Origin of the sequence: Streptomyces pimonensis, from assembly GCF_041380215.1 — a bacterium.
Classification (GTDB): domain Bacteria; phylum Actinomycetota; class Actinomycetes; order Streptomycetales; family Streptomycetaceae; genus Streptomyces; species Streptomyces pimonensis.
On record NZ_JAHWZY010000003.1, the window covers coordinates 253,108 to 270,336 of the forward strand.

At 71.4% G+C, this 17,229-nt stretch carries 10 protein-coding genes and 3 pseudogenes; 7 read left to right on the forward strand and 6 right to left on the reverse strand.

From position 1 onward, the window contains the following. Positions 1 to 321: 321 nt before the first annotated feature. Together KYY02_RS05310 and KYY02_RS05315 are read left to right on the forward strand one after the other, a co-directional pair. Positions 322 to 506: pseudogene (locus KYY02_RS05310) on the forward strand (SAM-dependent methyltransferase); the annotation flags it as partial. A 232-nt stretch (positions 507 to 738) separates the two neighbouring features. Then, positions 739 to 3,750, forward strand: a complete 3,012-nt coding sequence (locus KYY02_RS05315) for a 3-keto-alpha-glucoside-1,2-lyase-like domain-containing protein (RefSeq protein ID WP_371236244.1) — start codon at positions 739 to 741, stop codon at positions 3,748 to 3,750. Here KYY02_RS05315 and KYY02_RS05320 read toward each other — a convergent pair. Then, on the reverse strand, positions 3,747 to 3,923 hold the full coding sequence (locus KYY02_RS05320) for a hypothetical protein (protein WP_371236245.1): 177 nt from the start codon (positions 3,921 to 3,923) through the stop codon (positions 3,747 to 3,749). The two genes, KYY02_RS05315 and KYY02_RS05320, sit on opposite strands and share 4 nt — an antisense overlap. Positions 3,924 to 4,042: 119 nt before the next feature. Between KYY02_RS05320 and KYY02_RS05325 the strand changes: the two genes are divergently transcribed. After that, entirely contained in the window at positions 4,043 to 4,840 is a 798-nt protein-coding gene (locus tag KYY02_RS05325; protein WP_371236246.1) for a VOC family protein, read from the forward strand. Positions 4,841 to 5,296: 456 nt separating this feature from the next. Here KYY02_RS05325 and KYY02_RS05330 read toward each other — a convergent pair. Both KYY02_RS05330 and KYY02_RS05335 read right to left on the reverse strand, forming a co-directional pair. Continuing rightward, positions 5,297 to 5,739 (reverse strand): annotated as a pseudogene (locus KYY02_RS05330) (ABC transporter ATP-binding protein); the annotation flags it as partial. 210 nt (positions 5,740 to 5,949) lie between these two features. Beyond that, positions 5,950 to 6,858 carry an SMP-30/gluconolactonase/LRE family protein gene (locus KYY02_RS05335; protein WP_371236247.1) on the reverse strand — a complete coding sequence of 303 codons (909 nt, stop codon included), beginning with the start codon at positions 6,856 to 6,858 and terminating at the stop codon, positions 5,950 to 5,952. A gap of 491 nt (positions 6,859 to 7,349) precedes the next feature. On the opposite strand from KYY02_RS05335, the gene KYY02_RS05340 reads away from it, so the two are divergent. After that, entirely contained in the window at positions 7,350 to 7,790 is a 441-nt protein-coding gene (locus tag KYY02_RS05340) for a nuclear transport factor 2 family protein (protein ID WP_371236248.1), read from the forward strand. A 25-nt stretch (positions 7,791 to 7,815) separates the two neighbouring features. Here the strand turns inward: KYY02_RS05340 and ligA are convergent, their stop codons facing one another. Then, positions 7,816 to 9,906, reverse strand: coding sequence for an NAD-dependent DNA ligase LigA (gene ligA, locus KYY02_RS05345; protein WP_371236249.1), 2,091 nt, complete (start codon positions 9,904 to 9,906; stop codon positions 7,816 to 7,818). Between the two features lie 107 nt (positions 9,907 to 10,013). On the opposite strand from ligA, the gene KYY02_RS05350 reads away from it, so the two are divergent. Further along, complete coding sequence (locus KYY02_RS05350; RefSeq protein ID WP_371236250.1) at positions 10,014 to 10,586, forward strand: TetR/AcrR family transcriptional regulator; 573 nt, start codon at positions 10,014 to 10,016, stop codon at positions 10,584 to 10,586. Positions 10,587 to 10,682: 96 nt separating this feature from the next. Then, positions 10,683 to 11,879: a GDSL-type esterase/lipase family protein gene (locus KYY02_RS05355; protein ID WP_371236251.1), complete on the forward strand. Its 1,197-nt coding sequence runs from the start codon at positions 10,683 to 10,685 to the stop codon at positions 11,877 to 11,879. Here KYY02_RS05355 and KYY02_RS05360 read toward each other — a convergent pair. Further along, positions 11,863 to 12,094 (reverse strand): annotated as a pseudogene (locus KYY02_RS05360) (hydrolase); the annotation flags it as partial. The gene KYY02_RS05355 and the pseudogene KYY02_RS05360 sit on opposite strands and share 17 nt — an antisense overlap. A 496-nt stretch (positions 12,095 to 12,590) precedes the next feature. On the opposite strand from KYY02_RS05360, the gene KYY02_RS05365 reads away from it, so the two are divergent. After that, the gene (locus KYY02_RS05365; RefSeq protein ID WP_371236252.1) at positions 12,591 to 15,866 is read left to right on the forward strand and encodes a LamG-like jellyroll fold domain-containing protein; all 3,276 of its coding nucleotides are present in this window, start codon (positions 12,591 to 12,593) and stop codon (positions 15,864 to 15,866) included. A 259-nt stretch (positions 15,867 to 16,125) separates the two neighbouring features. Here the strand turns inward: KYY02_RS05365 and KYY02_RS05370 are convergent, their stop codons facing one another. Continuing rightward, entirely contained in the window at positions 16,126 to 17,157 is a 1,032-nt protein-coding gene (locus KYY02_RS05370; protein ID WP_371236253.1) for a LacI family DNA-binding transcriptional regulator, read from the reverse strand. Positions 17,158 to 17,229 lie beyond the last annotated feature (72 nt).

Genomic DNA, 17,229 nt, shown 5'->3' on the forward strand with positions numbered 1-17,229 from the left:
ACCCGGACCGTCAGGTCGGCGGCGCGGCGGATGGAGTCCGGTTCCATGCCGGGGACACAGGGATCGCGTGGCTCCGCGAACGGGCTGTGGGCCGCCTTCGCACTGGCCGCATGCGCGGGAGTGTTCGCCTGGCTGCTCGGATGGCTGGCGGTCGGTGTGTCGGAGCCGGACGAGCGCTGTGCCCGCGGAACGGTGGGGCCCGGGGGCGACTTCCGGGTGGAGCGGAGCAGCTTTCCGCCGGGGGTGAGCTGTGTGTTCGCCGACGGCTCCACGGTCTCCGCGGGCGACTTCTTCGGCTGGCTGCTGTGGGTGTGCGTCGTGGCCGACAACACCCACCAGGTCGCCCAGCGGATCGCCCCCGAGTCCCGGATCGTCCCGTCGACAACGACCCGATGGTCCTGGCCCACGCCCGTGCCCTGTTCCACTCCACCCCCCAGGGGGCGACCGCGTACGTGGACGCCGACATCCTGGCCCCGGACCGCGTCCTGGAGGCCGCCGCCGAGTCGCATCCCCGCGTGTCCGTCTACCGCATCCCGCCCTCCCCGTAACCGCACACCGGTTCCGCAGCCCACCCATGACATCGGTGAACGCCGCCTGCCGGAAGGACTTTGAACTCATCGATGACAAAGTATGGACGGATTGAACAGAAGTCTCCTAGCGTGTCGGCGCAACCGTTGGCGCTTCGCCCATTCGGCACCGGAGTCATCCGGCCCTCCGGTCGACTCAGCAGGAGGAAGCATGGACGCACGGCTGTACCGGCGCGCCCGAAGATCCCTGACAGGACTGCTCGTCGGCGCGTTCGTCGCGGGCGGGCTCTGGGGAGCCCCCCTGGCATCGGCCCGGCCGGGCTCCGCACCGCGGGCCGACGTGCCGCCGCAGGAGCCCGGAGTCACCCTGCGCGTCTTCGACGTCCAGGTCCCGCTCGAGAAGATCTGCACCCTCAAACCCGGACAGACCCCCAACGTCGACCGGCTGATGCCGACCGTCGACTGGAGCACGACCGGCGACTTCGGCGGGTTCGGCGACAACTTCGTCACCCAGGTCACCGGCAACATCCACGTGCCGGCCGACGGTTCGTACACCTTCCGGCTGACCAGCGACGACGGCTCACGGCTGCTGGTCGACGACCGCCTGGTCATCGACCACGACGGGCTGCACGGCGCCGAGCCCAAGGACGGCTCCGTCCAGCTCATCGAGGGCATGCACACATTGCGCATCGACCACTTCGAGCGCGGCGGCGACCAGGTGCTCAACCTCGCCTGGCGGCCGCCGGGCGCAGGCGACTTCGAGACCGTGCCGAACGCGGCGCTGAGCACCGACGCCGGCGTGGTCCGGGTCACCGCCCCGGGCCGCAAGGAGTGCGAGGGCGTCAGGGACTCGCCGGGCGACGGCCTCCCGCTCAACTCGGTGCGCCCCGACCACACCCTCACCGACCTGCGTCCCGAGGGGTTCGAACCACAGGTCACCGGCATGGACTGGCTGCCCGACGGCCGTCTGGTGGTGAGCACCTGGGGCGGCACCGACAACACGGCCGGCGAGGTCTACGTCATGGAGGAGGTCACCGGCACCACGGGCCCGGACAAGGTGAAGGCCACGAAGATCGCCGAGGGCCTCAAGGAGCCGATGGGGCTCAAGGTCGTCGACGGCACCGTCTTCGTCTCCCAGAAGCACGAACTGACGGAGCTGGGCGACAGCGACGGCGACGGTTTCATGGACGAGTCCAAGACGATCGCCACCTGGCCCTACGGCGGCAACTTCCACGAGTTCGCCTTCGGACTGCTGTACCGCAAGGGCTACTTCTACCTGAACCTGTCCGTGGCCATCAACTACGGCGGCGCCACCACCGATCCGCAGCCCGCACCCGGCCGCGGCACGACCATCATGGTCAACAAGAAGACGGGAAAGGTCAGTTACCTCGCCGGTGGTCTGCGCACCCCGAATGGCATCGGCTGGGGCCCCGGCGGTGACATCTTCGCCACCGACAACCAGGGCGGCTGGCTGCCTTCGTCGAAGCTGGTCCACATCGAGCAGGACCGCTTCTTCAACCACTACACCAACCCCGCCGGGCCCTTCGACTCCGAGCCGGTGACCCAGCCGGTGCTCTGGCTCCCGCAGAACGAGATCGCCAACTCGCCCAGCACGCCGCTCCACCTGACCAAGGGCAGGTTCAAGGGGCAGATGCTCTTCGGTGACGTCACCTACGGCGGTCTCCAGCGTGCCCACCTGGAGAAGGTCAAGGGCCAGTACCAGGGCGCCGTCTTCCGCTTCACCCAGGGCCTCGAAGCCGGCGTCAACCGGATCACCATGGGCCCCGACGGCGCCATCTACGCGGGCGGTCTGGGAGCGGACGGCAACTGGGGCCAGGAGGGCAAGCTCAGGTACGGCCTCCAGAAGCTGACACCGAACGGCGGCAACACCTTCGACATCCAGGCCATGCGGGTGAAGAAGGGCGGCTTCGAGCTGGAGTACACCCAGCCGCTGTCGCAGGAGACCGCTGAGAACCTCGTCGGCCACTACGAGGCCGAGCAGTGGCGCTACACCCCGACGCGCGACTACGGCGGACCCAGGATCGCCGAGGAGACCCTGGAGGTGACCTCGGCGAAGCTGTCGCGCGACCGCAGGAAGGTGACCCTGGCCGTCGAGGGACTCAAGCCGGGCCGCGTCGTGCACCTGCGCTCCCCGCGCCCGTTCAGCTCGGCGTCGGGCGAGACCCTGTGGAGCACCGAAGCCTGGTACACCCTCAACGCCCTGCCGGGCGGGCAGCCCGAACAGGGCCCGCTGTACGAGGCCGAGGAGGCTGCCCTCACCGGCGCGGCCGGCATCGGCACCGACCACCGGGGCTACTCCGGCAGCGGTTTCGTCGACCGGTACGACACCCGGGGCACCACCACGACCTTCGACGTCGAGGTGGACCGGAGCGGGACGTACGACCTGGGGCTGCGCTACTCCAACGGCCCGAACCCCTTCCGGGGCACCAAGTCCCTCTCCCTGTACGTCAACGGCCGGAAGGTGAAGCGGACCGAGTTCCGCAGCACCGGCGACTGGGACACCTGGTCGACGCAGACCGAGTCCCTGGGACTGCGCGCCGGGCACAACAGCGTCGCCTACCGGTACGACGAGGGCGACACCGGCCACGTCAACCTCGACCTCCTCAGCGTCGACCGGCACGGCAGGCCGGTCGGTCTGTTCGACGGCGACGGCCTCGACCGGTGGCAGCACACCGACGGGCGTCCGGTCCAGTGGCCCGTCACCGACGGTGCGACGGAGGTCTGCTGCGGGGACATCCGCACCAAGAACAGCTACGACGACTTCAAGCTGCACGTGGAGTACTGGCTGCCCCGACTGCCCCCGGACGTGACGGGCCAGGACCGGGCCAACAGCGGCGTCTACCTCCAGGACCGCTATGAGATCCAGGTCCTGGACTCCTACGGCGACACCACACCCGACACCGACGAAGCGGGAGCGATCTATCTGAAGAAGGCCCCGGACGTGAACGCCGCCAGAGCGCCCGAGACCTGGCAGTCGTACGACATCGTCTTCCACGCGGCGCGCTACGACGCCGAAGGGAACAAGACGTCGGACGCGCGGGTCACCGTGGTGTGGAACGGCAAGAAGATCCACGACAACGTGACCGTCGACGGCCCGACGGGCGGCGGGATCGCCGAGGGTCCCGCGGCCGGAGCCGTCCGGCTGCAGGACCACGGCAACAAGGTCCGCTACCGCAACATCCGTATCGAGCCGCTGGGTTAGCGCTCGACGGCCGGGTCCGGTGTCCTGCCGTCCGCTCCGGACGGCAGGACACCGGACGGCTCGTCCGCCGAGGAGCGACCGGCGCGGGTCCCGATCACGCCGAAGGCGGTCAGGGCCGCCGCACCGCACACCAGGCAGGCCGCGCACTCCTCGCGGATCGTGCCGCCGTTCACGGGGCGTGCGGCGGCCGGGGAGCGACCCGCCCGGTCCGCCCGGACGGCGAAGCCGGAGGGCGAGTGCCGGCGCCCGGTGGCACGCTGGGGTCAGAGGGAATCAGCGAAAGGACATCGCGGTGATCACCACTGACTTCGCCCCCGGCTCGCCCTGCATGCTCGACCTCGGCACCCCCGACGTCCGGACCGCCGCCGCTTTCTACGGTGCGGTCCTCGGCTGGGACTACGAGCCCATGGGCGACGGGGAGGACGTGGAAGGCGGGATGTTCCGCAAGGACGGCAAGATGGTCGCCGGGCTCGGCAAGCTGACCGAGGAGGGCGCCCGTCCGGCCTGGATGATCTACTACACCGTCGCCGACGCGGACGCCACGACCCAGGCGGTCGAGCGGGCCGGCGGCACCGTGCGGGTGCCGCCGACGGACGTCGAGCAGTGGGGCCGGATGGCACAGTACAGCGACCCGCTGGGCGGCCGGTTCGCCGTCTGGCAGCCGGGGGAGAGCAGGGGCATCGACCTGGTGGACCAGCCGGGCTCACTCTCCTGGACCGAGCTGTACACCAGTGACACGGCGGCCGCGAAGGAGTTCTACGGCGGTGTCCTCGGCTGGCGGTTCAGTGACACGGAGATGCCGGGCGGCGAGGGCACGTACACCCTGATCACCCCGGCCGGACTGCCCGAGGAGCGGATGCACGGCGGCCTCATGGAGATCGGCGGGGAAGACCTCGCGCTGGCGGGCGGGCACCCCTACTGGCACCCGGTCTTCGCGGTCACCGACTGCGACGCGGCGGTGGCCGAGGTCACCAGGAACGGCGGAAGCGTGCAGATGGGGCCGGCGGACGCGGAGGGCGTCGGCCGCATGGCCGTCTGTCTCGACCCGTACAACGCGGACTTCGTGCTGCTCACCCCGGCCGGGAGCTGAAGGCCGGGAGGGATCTCGCCGTCACCGGGCCGGCCGCTGCGCGCACACCTCGCTCCCGATCCTCATGCGTGGATCGGCCAGACCGCACACGAGCATCGTGGCCGCCGCCCGGACGTCGCCGGAACACGGAGGGACGACCCGAACCCGCTGGTCGCGAACCTGCTGGCCACCGTCGGCCAGGAGACGCCCGGGACGGGTGCGGTTCCCGCAGGGCGTCCAGGACTTCCTGGTCGGTGACCTGGGGGAAGCCTCGTACCACTCGCCGACGGACCGCAGCCGCTGCGGCCGGTACAGGCGGAGCACGTCGTCGGCCTCGTCCCGCAGTGCCGCAGCGTCGCGGCGCTGCCGTGACCGCACACCGGCACGGCCGGCGTCAGCCACAGGGGCCACCGCGCCGAAGGTGCCGCAGCCCCGCGCGGGCGGTGGCCCCCGTGACCGGCCCGTCGTCCACGACCACTCGGCCGCCCCCTGGCGGTCGGAGGAACCGGCCGCCGCGTACGCGGCGGCCTCCACCCGGCAGACGGCCCCGACCGGCGCCGATTCGGTCTCCGTCGTCAGCCGGGGCGTGATCCGCGGTTCGGCGTACATGGCCAGGGCCTCCCACGCGCGGGTGACGGCGCTCGCCGCCGCGACGACGAGGAGCGCCGGAAGCACCCTGCGGACGGTCCACGACCGTCCCCGCACCGAGGAGCGGGCCCGTCGCCCGGGCCGCAGCCGTCGGCAGCACCGCCGCGGACACGCCCGTGACCAGCTGACAGGCGAGCAGCAGGATCACGGACGACGGTCGGTCCGCCACGTCATGGCGGTGATCCGGCGCAGCACGGAGGGGAGCCGGGAGCACAGGGGCGGAAACCGACCTGGGCGAACGGATTGACGGAGCAGTGGCCGGAGCACGTGATCTCGGTGGGCGGAGCACGTGATCTCGGTGGGCGGTGGGCGGTGGGGCGGTGGGCGGTGGGGCGGACTGGTGGGTCAACGGCACTTCTCCCTGCCTGGTCGATGGCGTGGAGACGACGCACGGAACTCGACGAGACAGGGAGCGGTAACGGCAACAGCCGTTCCGTGCGAAGGGCACGGGCCCGGGTGGCCGAGAACCCCGCGCGGCCCGTTCAGAGGCGCGGAGCCCCGGTCACCGACATCACCAGGGAGTACAGGGAGGTGGTGGCGGTGATGAACAGGCGGTTGTTCCTCGGACCGCCGAAGGCGATGTTGGAGACGGGCTCGGGTACGCGCAGCCTCCCGATGAGAGTGCCGTCGGGGGCGTAGCAGTGCACGCCGTCGTCGAGGGCGGCGGCCCACAGACGGCCCTCGTCGTCGAAGCGGATGTTGTCGAAGTGGACACCGCCCCGGCCCTCGGCGAAGACCTCGCCGTCGGACAGGGTGCCGTCCTCGCGGATGCCGTACACGTGGATCCGGGCGGCCCGCGAGTCGGAGACGTACAGCCGGCTCTCGTCGGGAGACAGGACGACCCCGTTGGGCCCCTCGAACCCGCTCGCGGCGAGGTGGACGTCCCCCGACAGCGGATCGATCCGGTACACGTTGCACGCGCCGATCTCCGACTCGGCGCGATGCCCCTCGTAGTCGCTGGTGATGCCGAAGTCCGGGTCGGAGAACCAGATCGTGCCGTCGGAGCGTACGACGGAGTCGTTCGGGCTGTTGAGCCGCTTGCCGTCGTACCGGTCGGCGAGGACGGTCACGGCGCCGTCCGGTTCGGTGCGGGTCACACGGCGGTTGCCCTGCTCGCAGGTGACCAGGCGGCCCTGCCGGTCGACGGTGTTGCCGTTGCTGTGACCGGCCGGGGTGCGGAAGACGCCGACCGTGCCGGTGGCCTCGTCCCAGCGCAGGATGCGGTCGTTCGGGATGTCGCTCCAGATCAGCTGGCGCCAGGCGGGCACGTACAGCGGGCCCTCGGCCCAGCGGCAGCCGTCGTACAGGACCTCGAGCCTGCTGTCGCCGTTCGCGCAGCGTCCGGTACGGAAGCGGTCGTCCAGGATTTCGTACAAGCCGTTGTTCGGCATGGCATCCTCTCGCCGGGAGTGATCGGAACTGGATTATCGACCGTCAGCCGGTCACTTCGTTCCGGTGGGCCGCGGCAGGACCGTACGCCCTCCTCGGTGGCTCGACGGGCCCCCTCCGTGCCGGTGGCAGCCCTGCCCACGGCGGCGTCGCCACGGGCATCACGGTCCCGGCACACGGCCCAGCGGCCACATCAGCCCCCCGGACGACCGGCCCCGCGAGAAGGGGACGAGCAACGCGGTCGTCACGACGGGGACGAGCAGGCCGACGGCGTACGCGGTGGAGAGGGCAGGACCGTGCGCGGCGCCACCAGCCCGCCCAGCCCATCCCGCAGGCGAGCCGCAGGACGCGCCCGGCGGCAACCACGTCCGGCCCGCCCCGGCCCGCGCATGACGCCCGAGGTAATCGACCCGCTCCTTCCTCCTCCGGCAGGATCGAGCACATCCGCGAAGACCCCGAGCCGGGACCCGGCCGCAGCCGTGAGGAGAGCGTCATGCCCACCCGTTCCGCCGCCACCGCCCCTTCCGAGGCCGAGGCCACCCGGGCCGTCGTGCAGGAGTTTCTCGCCGCCCGGTCGGCCGGGGACGTCGAACGGCTCGGCGCGCTCTTCGCCGACGAGGTCGACTGGCTGCTCGCGGACAACCCCGCCGTCCCGTGGATCCGCCCGCGCTCCACCGCCGCCGAATGCGCGGCCCAGCTCACGGAGCTGTTGGAGCACACGGTGCCCGAGGACGCGCGCGCCTCCGTCGACACCTTCCTCGTCGACGGGAAGGACGCGGTCCTGACGGGGCATGTGTCGGGGACGGTACGGGCGACGGGGCGGTCCTTCCAGGGGCCGTTCGCCCTGCGCCTCACCGTGGAGGGCGGCCGGATCACCCGGCACCACCTCTACGAGAACAGCCTGTCCATCGCCGAGGCCTGCGCCACATCCTGACGGCCGGGCGCAGGCCGACGCCGACTCAGCCGAGGAGTTCTGCGACCATGGCGGCGAACTCGTCCGGGGCGGCGAGGCGGACGCCGAGCTGTTCGGCCTTGGCGCGCTTGGAACCGGCGCCCTCGCCCGCGACCACGAGGGTGGTCCTCTTGGAGACGCTGGAGGACGAGCGTCCGCCGGCCCGCTCGATGAGTTCGTTCATCTCGTTGCGGGAGAGCTTCTCCAGGCTTCCGGTCATCGCGCCGGTGACCACCACTGTCATCCCGTCCAGCGGGCCTCCCGCCGTCGGCACGGCGACCTCGCCGTCGTCGTCGGAAGTGGCATCGGCGGCCGGCGGCGGAGTGGCGCCGGGCTCGGTCATGTTGACGCCGGCGGCCGCGAGTTTGTCGATGAGCGGGGCCAGTTCGGCCAGCTCCGCCACGATCGACGGGGCCTTCTCCGCCCCGATGCCGTCGACCCGCTGCATGGCGTCGGCGTCGGCCGCGCGGATGTGGTCCATGGTGGCGAAGTACCGGGCGATACGCCGCGACATGGACCGTCCGGTGCCCCGGACGCCCAGTGCGCACAGCACCCGGGACAGCGGCTGGTCCTTGGCCCTGGCGATCGCGGCCAGCAGATTGTCGGTGCTGGTCTCCCCCATCCGCTCCAGGGCCAGCAGTTGGTCGCGCCCGAGCGTGAACAGGTCGGCGAGGTCGGCGACCAGGCCCGCGTCGACGAGCTGGACGACCCGGGTGGCGCCCAGACCCTCGATGTCGAGCTGGTCGCGGCCCGCGGCGTAGGCGAGGGACGCGACCAGGTGGCAGTCGCGGCCCCGGACGCACCGCCAGCGTTCCTCGCCGGTGTCGATGTCCGAACCGCAGCGCGGACACTGCGCCGGGAAGACGATCGGCTGCTCCTCGCCCGTGCGCAGGTGAGCGACCGGGGCCTCGATCCGGGGGATGACGTCGCCCGCCCGGTGGACCATGACGTGGTCGCCCAGGCGCAGGTCGCGGCGGGTGATGTCGGCCGGGTTGTGCAAGGTGGCGTAGGTGATGGTGGAGCCGTCGATCACGACCGGTTCGAGGACGCCGCGCGGCGCGATGACGCCGGTGCGGCCGACGTTCCACTCCACCTCCAGCAGCCGGGTGATCTTCTCCACCGCCGGCAGCTTGTAGGCGATCGCCCAGCGCGGCGCGCGGGAGCCCGATCCGGCGGCCTCCCGGTCGGCGGCGAGGTCGGCCTTGACGACGATTCCGTCGATGCCGAACGGCAGCTCGGCGCGGAGCGCGGCGATCTCCTTCACCCGGGCCAGGACCTCGCCTGGGGTCTCGGCGACGATGTCCGGGACCGGGGTGCGGGCGCTGGTGCGCACACCGAGGTCCGCGGCCAGGGCCATCAGGTCGCTGTGCGCCATCCCGTTCATCCGTTCCGCCAGGGCGGAGTCGGTGTCGGGCAGTGGCAGCAGTCCGTAGCCGAAGAACGTCATCGGCACGGTGTAGACGCGTTCCTTGGCCCGCAGGGTGCCCGCGGCCGCGTTGCGCGGGTTGGCGAACGGCTGTCCGCCGTGACCGGTGCGCACCTCGTTGGCATGCTCGAACTGGGCCGACGTCATGAGGACCTCACCGCGCACCTCCACGGCGACCGGCTCGTCGAGCTTCTCGGGCAGCCCCTCGATGGTGCCGATGGCGTGCGAGACGTCCTCCCCGGCCGTCCCGTCCCCGCGGGTGATCAACTGGCGCAGCCGGCCGCCGCTGTAGCGGGCGGCGACCGCCAGTCCGTCCAGCTTCGGGCCCACACTGAAGCGTGTCGCGTCACGGCCGGTCCGGCGCGCCAGCGAGGCGGTCCAGGCGGTGAACTCCTCCGCCGAGAACACGTTGTCGAGGCTCAGCATCGGCACTGTGTGCGGCACGTCGCCGCCCACCGCCCCGCCGGCGACCTTACCGGTGGGGGAGCCGGGCAGGATCCCGTCCGGGTTCTCCGCCTCCCAGTCGGCGATGCCCCGTACCAGCCGGTCGTACGCGTCGTCGTCCAGCGGCGAGGTGCCTCCCGCGTAATAGGCGGCCGCCGCGTGCACGGCGTCCTCGACCGCCTGGGCGTAGGCGGCGGCATCGACGATCACTGCTGCAGGTGTGGTCATGCGCCGCATCCTGCCGCCCACCACTGACATTCGATCAAAAGCAGCCGGAATTTGCCTAAATGTTTTAGGTAAACGCATACTCGAATCAGCTGACGGGAAGGACGGCTATGGCACGTGTACGACTGACCCCGGAACGCCTCACCCGGGCGGGGGCGGAACTGGCCGACGAGGTCGGCTTCGACCGGGTGACGGTCTCGGAACTCGCCCGGCGTTTCGACGTCAAGGTGGCGAGCCTGTACTCCCACCTGAGGAACTCCCAGGACCTCAGGACGAGGATCGCGCTCCTCGCCCTGGAGGAGCTCGCCGACCGGGCCGCCGACGCCCTGGCCGGACGGGCGGGCAAGGACGCCCTGACCGCCCTGGCGAACGTGTACCGGGACTACGCCCGGGAGCATCCGGGCCGCTACGCCGCGGCCCAGTTCCGGCTCGGCCCGGAGGCGGCGGCCGGCAGCGCGGGGGTGCGGCACGCGCAGATGACCCGGGCCCTCCTGCGCGGCTACGACCTGACTGAGCCGGACCAGACCCACGCCGTCCGGCTGCTGGGCAGCGTCTTCCACGGCTACGTCAGCCTCGAGATGGGCGGCGGATTCAGCCACAGCGCCCCCGACACACAGGAAACGTGGTCACGCGTCCTGGACGCCCTGGACGCCCTCCTGCGCAACTGGCCGGCCACTCCCTGACGGCGGAACCCTGCCGCGCCCCGGGGCTCCCGGACCGCCCCTGCGGCGCCCCGGTCAGCAGTTCGTCCACCCGCCTCACACGGACGGAACACCACCATGCCCTCCTGGATCACCACGCCCGTCACCGCCGACCTCGTGCGCGGCGCGCTCGACCTGGAACCCACCCCGCAGGGGGTCCTGCCGCACCGCCTGCCCGCGTGGGCCCGCGCCCGGAACGCCGACACACAGCTCGCCGTGGCCGAGTCCCAGCCCTCCGGCGTACGCCTGGTCTTCCGCACCCGCGCGACCGCCGTCGAGCTGGACGCACTACCCACCAAGCGGATCCACATCGGTGCCCCGCCCCGCCCGGACGGCCGGTACGACCTGCTCATCGACGGACATCCGGCCGGTCGGGCAACCGCGACCGGCGGCAACACCCTGACCATCGACATGAACACCGGAACCGTCGAGCCCGGCACCGGTCCCGCCGCCACCCTCCGCTTCACCGGCCTGCCCGAGCGCGACAAGACCGTCGAGATCTGGCTGCCGCACGACGAGACCACCGAACTCCTCGCCCTGCGTACCGACGCACCGGTGGAGCCCGCGTCCGCCTCCGGCCGCAGAACCTGGCTGCACCACGGCAGCTCCATCAGCCACGGCTCCGGCGCCGAGAGTCCCACCACCACCTGGCCCGCGCTCGCCGCGGCACGCGGCGGTGTGGAACTGGTCAACCTGGGACTGGGCGGCAGCGCCCTGCTCGACCCGTTCGTCGCGCGCACCATGCGCGACACGCCCGCCGACCTGATCAGCGTCAAGATCGGCATCAACCTCGTCAACGCCGACCTGATGCGGCTGCGCGCCTTCACCCCCGCCGTCCACGGCTTCCTCGACACCATCCGCGAGGGGCATCCCACAGCACCACTGCTGGTCGTCTCGCCGATTCTGTGCCCCATCCACGAGGACACACCCGGCCCCACCGCCTACGACTTCAGCCGCCTCGGCGAGGGGCGGCTCCTGTTCACCGCCGTCGGCGATCCCGCGGAACGGGCCGAAGGCAAGTTGACGCTCGGCGTCGTCCGCGACGAACTCGAGCGCGTCGTGACGCAACGCGCGGCGGACGACCCGAACCTGCACCACCTCGACGGCCGTGACCTCTACGGCGAGGCGGACCACGCCGAACTGCCGCTGCCCGACCGGCTCCACCCCGACGCGGCCGCCCACCGCCGCATGGGCGAACGCTTCGCCGCCCACGCCTTCGCGGCCGAAGACGGACCGTTCGCGGAGGACGGGGGCCGAGTCACTCGAAGAATCTGAGGCTCCAGCCGGTGTCCGTGTTCGGGCCGGGGTGCCGGCGCGGCCGTAGGCGGTGTCGCCCCGCCGACGGAAGGCCCCCGTGTGCCAGCAGCGGTTCTCCCGTGTGCAGCGCGTGCGCTTCGGCACCGCGTGGGGCATCGGTGGAAACCCCGGCCCCGCGGGCGGGCCTGTGGCGATGTCCCGTGGAGCAGGACGAAGCCGTGGGGCCCGGGGCCTGCCGTACGACGACGCCAACTCCGGCCGACTGCACGGAAGTGCAGGCGCCGCCGCCCCGGAGCACGCCCTGGCCGGCGGCGCGCAGGCCCGTCCGGTCTGCCCGGGCGGGCTCGGCGGACGTCAGGGCCGGCGCGGCGGCGAGGCAGTCCCTTCGTCCCGTTGGGAAGCCGGCCCGTCGCGTCCCGTCACCTCCACGCCGAGCTCTGCATCGATGGAACGCGTTCCCGCAGGAGGGTGACCGGCGACGGGCATGTCAAGGGGATCGTGGGGGCCGGTTGCCGCCGCGTGGACCGTCATCGCAGGAGCCGCCATGACGCCGTGACGATCCGCGAACTGACGCGACATCAACTGCGCGTGAAGTCTGGACAGTTGACGGGCAGCGTGTTGTCATTCCGCTGCACACCGGGTTTCCAACGTTGGAATGACGGGACGGCCGAGCCGACGGCCACCCTTGTTTCGTCCTGGCCACATGCCCTCTGCGCGAGGAAGGGTCCGATGACAAGACAACTCACCCGCTCGAGATCCAGATCGTGGGCGCTGCTGACCGTGGCCGCCCTGGCCCTGTCCACGGGCGTCCTGGCACCTGCCGCGTCGGCCGCCGTGCCGATCGCCGGAGTGTCCGCCGGCTCGACCGCCGCCGACGCCGGCGTCGTGGTGCACGGCCTGAAGGGCGAGTACTTCAGCATGTCGGCACCGGGCGCCCGGGACTTCGCCGAACTCGGCGGCACCCTGCTGGAGCCTCAGATCAACTTCTCCGGACTGACCGGTACCTTCGAGGAGCTGACCGGGCGGACGGAGCACACGACCGCCCGCTGGACCGGGCGGATCGAGGCGCCGGAGACCGGTGATTACACCTTCTACGCCACGGGCGACAACGGCTTCCGGCTCCTCATCGACGGCGAACCCGTCATCGACCACTGGGTGGGCGACTGGGACAAGGAACAGACCAGCGCGGCGGTCAGGTTCACCGCCGGCGAGAAGCACGACTTCCGCCTGGAGATGTTCCAGGACGTCGGCGGCGCCAACATGTTCCTGCGCTGGTCCACGCCGACGATGGCCAAGCGGATCGTGCCGACCACGGCGTTCACCCCGCCCGCCGGCTTCGAGGTCTTCCCGGTGGAGCCGACCGTCGCCGAGGACGGGCGGCAGCTGCGCGTCCGGTTCGAGGACCCGGTGGGCGGCGTCGCCGAGGTGGCCGGCCACCTCAGGATCGAAGCCGACACGACCGCCATGCCGGTCAAGTCGGTGGCGGCCGCCCCCGGTGACCCCGATTCCCTCCTGATCACACTCTCCGAGCCGATCCAGAAGGACCAGCAGGTCCGCTTCACCTACGACGGTGAGGGCGGTCTCACGGCCGGCGGCGAGACCGTGCCACGGATCGTCCGCTACGCCACGAACACGTCCACCCGCCGCATCACCACCCCGTGGGGCGACAAGGTCGACAGGAACGACCCGCTGCCGGAGTACCCCCGCCCGCAGCAGGTCCGCTCCCGGTGGAAGAACCTCAACGGGCCCTGGCAGTTCAGCGGTGCGGACGCCGGCGAGCAGCCGGTCTTCGGCAAGGACCTGGACGAGGAGATCATCGTGCCGTTCCCGGTCGAGTCGCAGCTCTCCGGGCTCGAGCGGCACGAGGACCACATGTTCTACCGCAAGCTCGTGGACGTGCCCAGGAGCTGGAAGGTCGGCAAGAGCGGCAGGGCCGACCGGCTGAAACTCAACTTCGGCGCCGTGGACTACCAGGCCACCGTCTGGGTCAACGGCAGGAAGGTCGCCGAACACACCGGTGGTTACAACGCCTTCAGCGCCGACATCACCGACGCGCTCAAGGGCCGGGGCAAGCAGGAGATCGTGGTCGCGGTCACCGACACCGGCGGCGCCAACCAGCCGATGGGCAAGCAGTCCACCAACCCCGGAGGCATCTTCTACACCCAGTCGTCCGGCATCTGGCAGACCGTCTGGATGGAGCCCGTCGCCGACACCGCCATTGACGACGTCGTCACCACGCCCGACATCGACAACAGCACCCTGGCGGTGACCGTCGAGTCCGAGAACGCCTCGAAGGGCGCCCGGGTCGAGGCCGTCGCCCGCGACGCCCGCGGACGGGTCGTCGGCAGGGTCAGCGGACCGGCCAACAGCAAGCTCGACCTGCGCGTGGCCGAGCAGCACCTGTGGACCCCGGACGACCCCTACCTGTACGACCTCGACATCAGGCTGAGGGACGGCCGCTCCACTGACAAGGTCGGCAGCTACTTCGGCATGCGCGAGATCGGGATCGAGGAGGTCGGCGGCTACCGGAAGCTGGTCCTCAACGGAAAGCCGGTCTTCTCCCTCGCCACCCTCGACCAGGGTTTCTGGCCCGACGGCCTCTACACCGCGCCCAGTGACGACGCCCTGGCGTTCGACCTCCGGGCGCACAAGGAGCTCGGCTTCAACGCCGTGCGCAAGCACATCAAGGTGGAGTCCCCGCGCTGGTTCTACCACGCGGACCGGCTCGGCCTGCTGGTCTGGCAGGACTTCGTCTCGGGGAACATCACCGACGAGACCGGGCAGAAGGCCTTCGTCGACCAGGGCCGGGAAATGATGCGCCAGCACCACAACTCGCCGTCCGTCATCGGCTGGATCGTCTTCAACGAGGGCTGGGGCGAGTGGAACCGTGAGGAGAGCGGCCGTATCGCCGAGTCGGTGAAGGCCGCCGACCCGTCCCGTGTCGTCAACGCCCACAGCGGTGTCAACTGCTGCAACTCCAAGGGTGACTCGGGCAAGGGCGACATCATCGACCACCACGACTACAACAACGACGACGCGCCCTTCCCGGACCACCGGGTGGCCATGGACGGCGAGCACGGCGGCTTCACGCTGCGCACCCCGGGCCACATGTGGCCGGGCGCGCCGACCGTGATCTACAGCGGTGTCGCCGACAAGGAGGCACTGACCCGCAAGTACGTCGAGAACACCGAGAAGTTCTACCTGGACCAGGCCGGTGCCGAACTCTCCGGCTCGGTGTACACGCAGATCACCGACCTGGAGAACGAACTCAACGGCCTCTACACCTATGACCGCCGGGAGATCAAGGTCGACCCGGTCCGGGTGCGCGGGATCAACCGCGAGGTGATCGCGGCCGGTGCCGCGGCCGGGGACCGGGAGCAGCTCGAGGGCGGAGGTTCCTGGGCCCTGGACGAGGGCGGCGGCACCACTGCGAAGGACGGCGGTCCGGGCGACAGGCCGCTGAGGCTGACCGAGGGCACCACCTGGACCGACGGAGTCAGGGGCAGCGCGCTGAAGTTCGACGGGCAGGGACAGCACGCCCGGACCGACGGCCCGGTGCTCGACACCGCCGGCAGCTACGCGGTGTCCGCGTGGGTCGCCCTGGACTCGCTGCCCGGCAACTACGCCACCGCCGTCAGCCAGGACGCGCTGCGCCGGACGAGCCCCTTCTACCTCCAGTACGGCCAGGGCGCCTTCGCCTTCAGCACCCCCGACGGACAGCGCGCCCGTCTGGAGACCACGCCCGAGACCGGCCGCTGGTACCACCTGGTCGGCGTGCGTGACGACGCGACCGGAGAGATCACGCTCTACGTGGACGGCAAGCGGGCGGCGACCGTCAAGGGCGGCCCGAACCATGTCGCCTCCGGCCCCTTCACGGTGGGCCGCGCGCAGTGGAACGGTCGGCACACCGACTTCTGGGACGGAGCGGTGGACGAGGTCCACGCCTACGACAGGGTCCTCACCGCGGAGGAGGTGAGCGCGCTGCACGGGGCGGAGAAGCCGTAACCTCCATGACGGCGGAAGGTGCGGACGCCGTCGGCGTCCGCACCTTCCGCCGTGGGACGGGGCACCGCGCGGGGCTCACCTCCACGTCGTCGAACGTGGTCGCGGTGCCGAGGACCCGCGCCCCTTTCGCGCCGCTGGGGCAGGTGGAGCCGGTGACCGAGACCCTGCGCCTCCTCATGTCCGGCGCACCCGGCCGCAGGTTCGCGGCGAGGTCGCGGACACCGCCCGCGAGGCGCCGGGACCGGGCGCGCCCGGTACGTCAGACGTCCGTCGCCTTCCCGGCCGCAGGCCGCCCCAACGTGCTCTCCCGCTCGACGAGTCGGTAATCCGCCCGGATCCGGCGCGGCTCCGGCGCCCGGTCGTCGAGGCGGGCGAGCACCGACTCCACCGCGAGCCGGCCGATCGCGGCCTTGTCCGGCGAAACGGACGTGAGGGTGACCGCGCCGAAGCGTCCCTCGATCACATCGTCGAAGCCGACGACCGCGATGTCCTCCGGCACCCGCAGCCCCCGTTCGTGCAGTACCCGCATCGCCCCGATCGCCATCGGGTCGTTGTAGGCGAACACCGCGTCGGGCCGCCGTCCGCTGTCCAGGATGTGGTTCATGGCCAGCGCCCCGTCGGCGTGCCCCCAGCCGTCGGTGGCGGCGACGAGTTTCTCGTCGGCCGGCAGCCCGGCCGCGGTGAGTTCCTCCCGCCAGCCGCGCACGCGCAGCTGCGCGGGCTCGCTGCGCCCGCGCCGTGCTCCGATGAACGCCACCTCCCGGCGCCCCAGGGCGATCAGATGCCGCACCGCCGCACGGGCCGCGGCCACGTTGTCGATGGCGATGTGATCGTACGGCAGGTCGTAGTCCCGCTCGCCGAGCAGCACCAGCGGCACGTCATGGGCACGGTCGCGCAGGTCCTCGGTCTCCAGCTCGATGGGACTGAGGATGAGTCCGTCGATGACCCGGGCCCGGAAGCCCTGGCTCACCAGCAGTTCCTGCTCGCGCATGCCCCCGGTGTGGTCGAGCAGCACGATGTAGTCGTGCTCGGACGCCGCGTCGATGACGGAGGCGGCCAGTTCGGCGAAGTAAGGGTTCCCGAGCTCTGGCAGGGCGAGCGCGATGATGCCCGTACGGCCCTTCCGCAGGTGCCTGGCGGCGAGGTTGGGCCGGTAGCCGAGCGTGTCGAGGGACCGCTGGACACGCTCGCGCATGGCCGGGGTGACGTGCTGGTAGTTGTTCACCACGTTGGAGACGGTCTTGATGGAGACCCCCGCGTGCGCGGCGACGTCCTTGAGGCTGACCCGCACGACAATCCCTTCGTGAGCGGCCCGCCCCGGTTGGCCGGTGCGGACGCGTGCCGCCGCCATGAGCCGTGCGCC

Excerpts from the sequence above, each read along its gene's own strand:
- KYY02_RS05350 (WP_371236250.1), top strand. The coding sequence starts at position 10,014 with ATGGCACGTGTACGACTGACCCCGGAACGCCTCACCCGGGCGGGGGCG.
- KYY02_RS05315 (WP_371236244.1), top strand. The coding sequence starts at position 739 with ATGGACGCACGGCTGTACCGGCGCGCCCGAAGATCCCTGACAGGACTG.
- KYY02_RS05340 (WP_371236248.1), top strand. The coding sequence starts at position 7,350 with ATGCCCACCCGTTCCGCCGCCACCGCCCCTTCCGAGGCCGAGGCCACC.
- KYY02_RS05365 (WP_371236252.1), top strand. The coding sequence starts at position 12,591 with ATGACAAGACAACTCACCCGCTCGAGATCCAGATCGTGGGCGCTGCTG.
- KYY02_RS05355 (WP_371236251.1), top strand. The coding sequence starts at position 10,683 with ATGCCCTCCTGGATCACCACGCCCGTCACCGCCGACCTCGTGCGCGGC.
- ligA (WP_371236249.1), bottom strand. The coding sequence starts at position 9,906 with ATGACCACACCTGCAGCAGTGATCGTCGATGCCGCCGCCTACGCCCAG.
- KYY02_RS05335 (WP_371236247.1), bottom strand. The coding sequence starts at position 6,858 with ATGCCGAACAACGGCTTGTACGAAATCCTGGACGACCGCTTCCGTACC.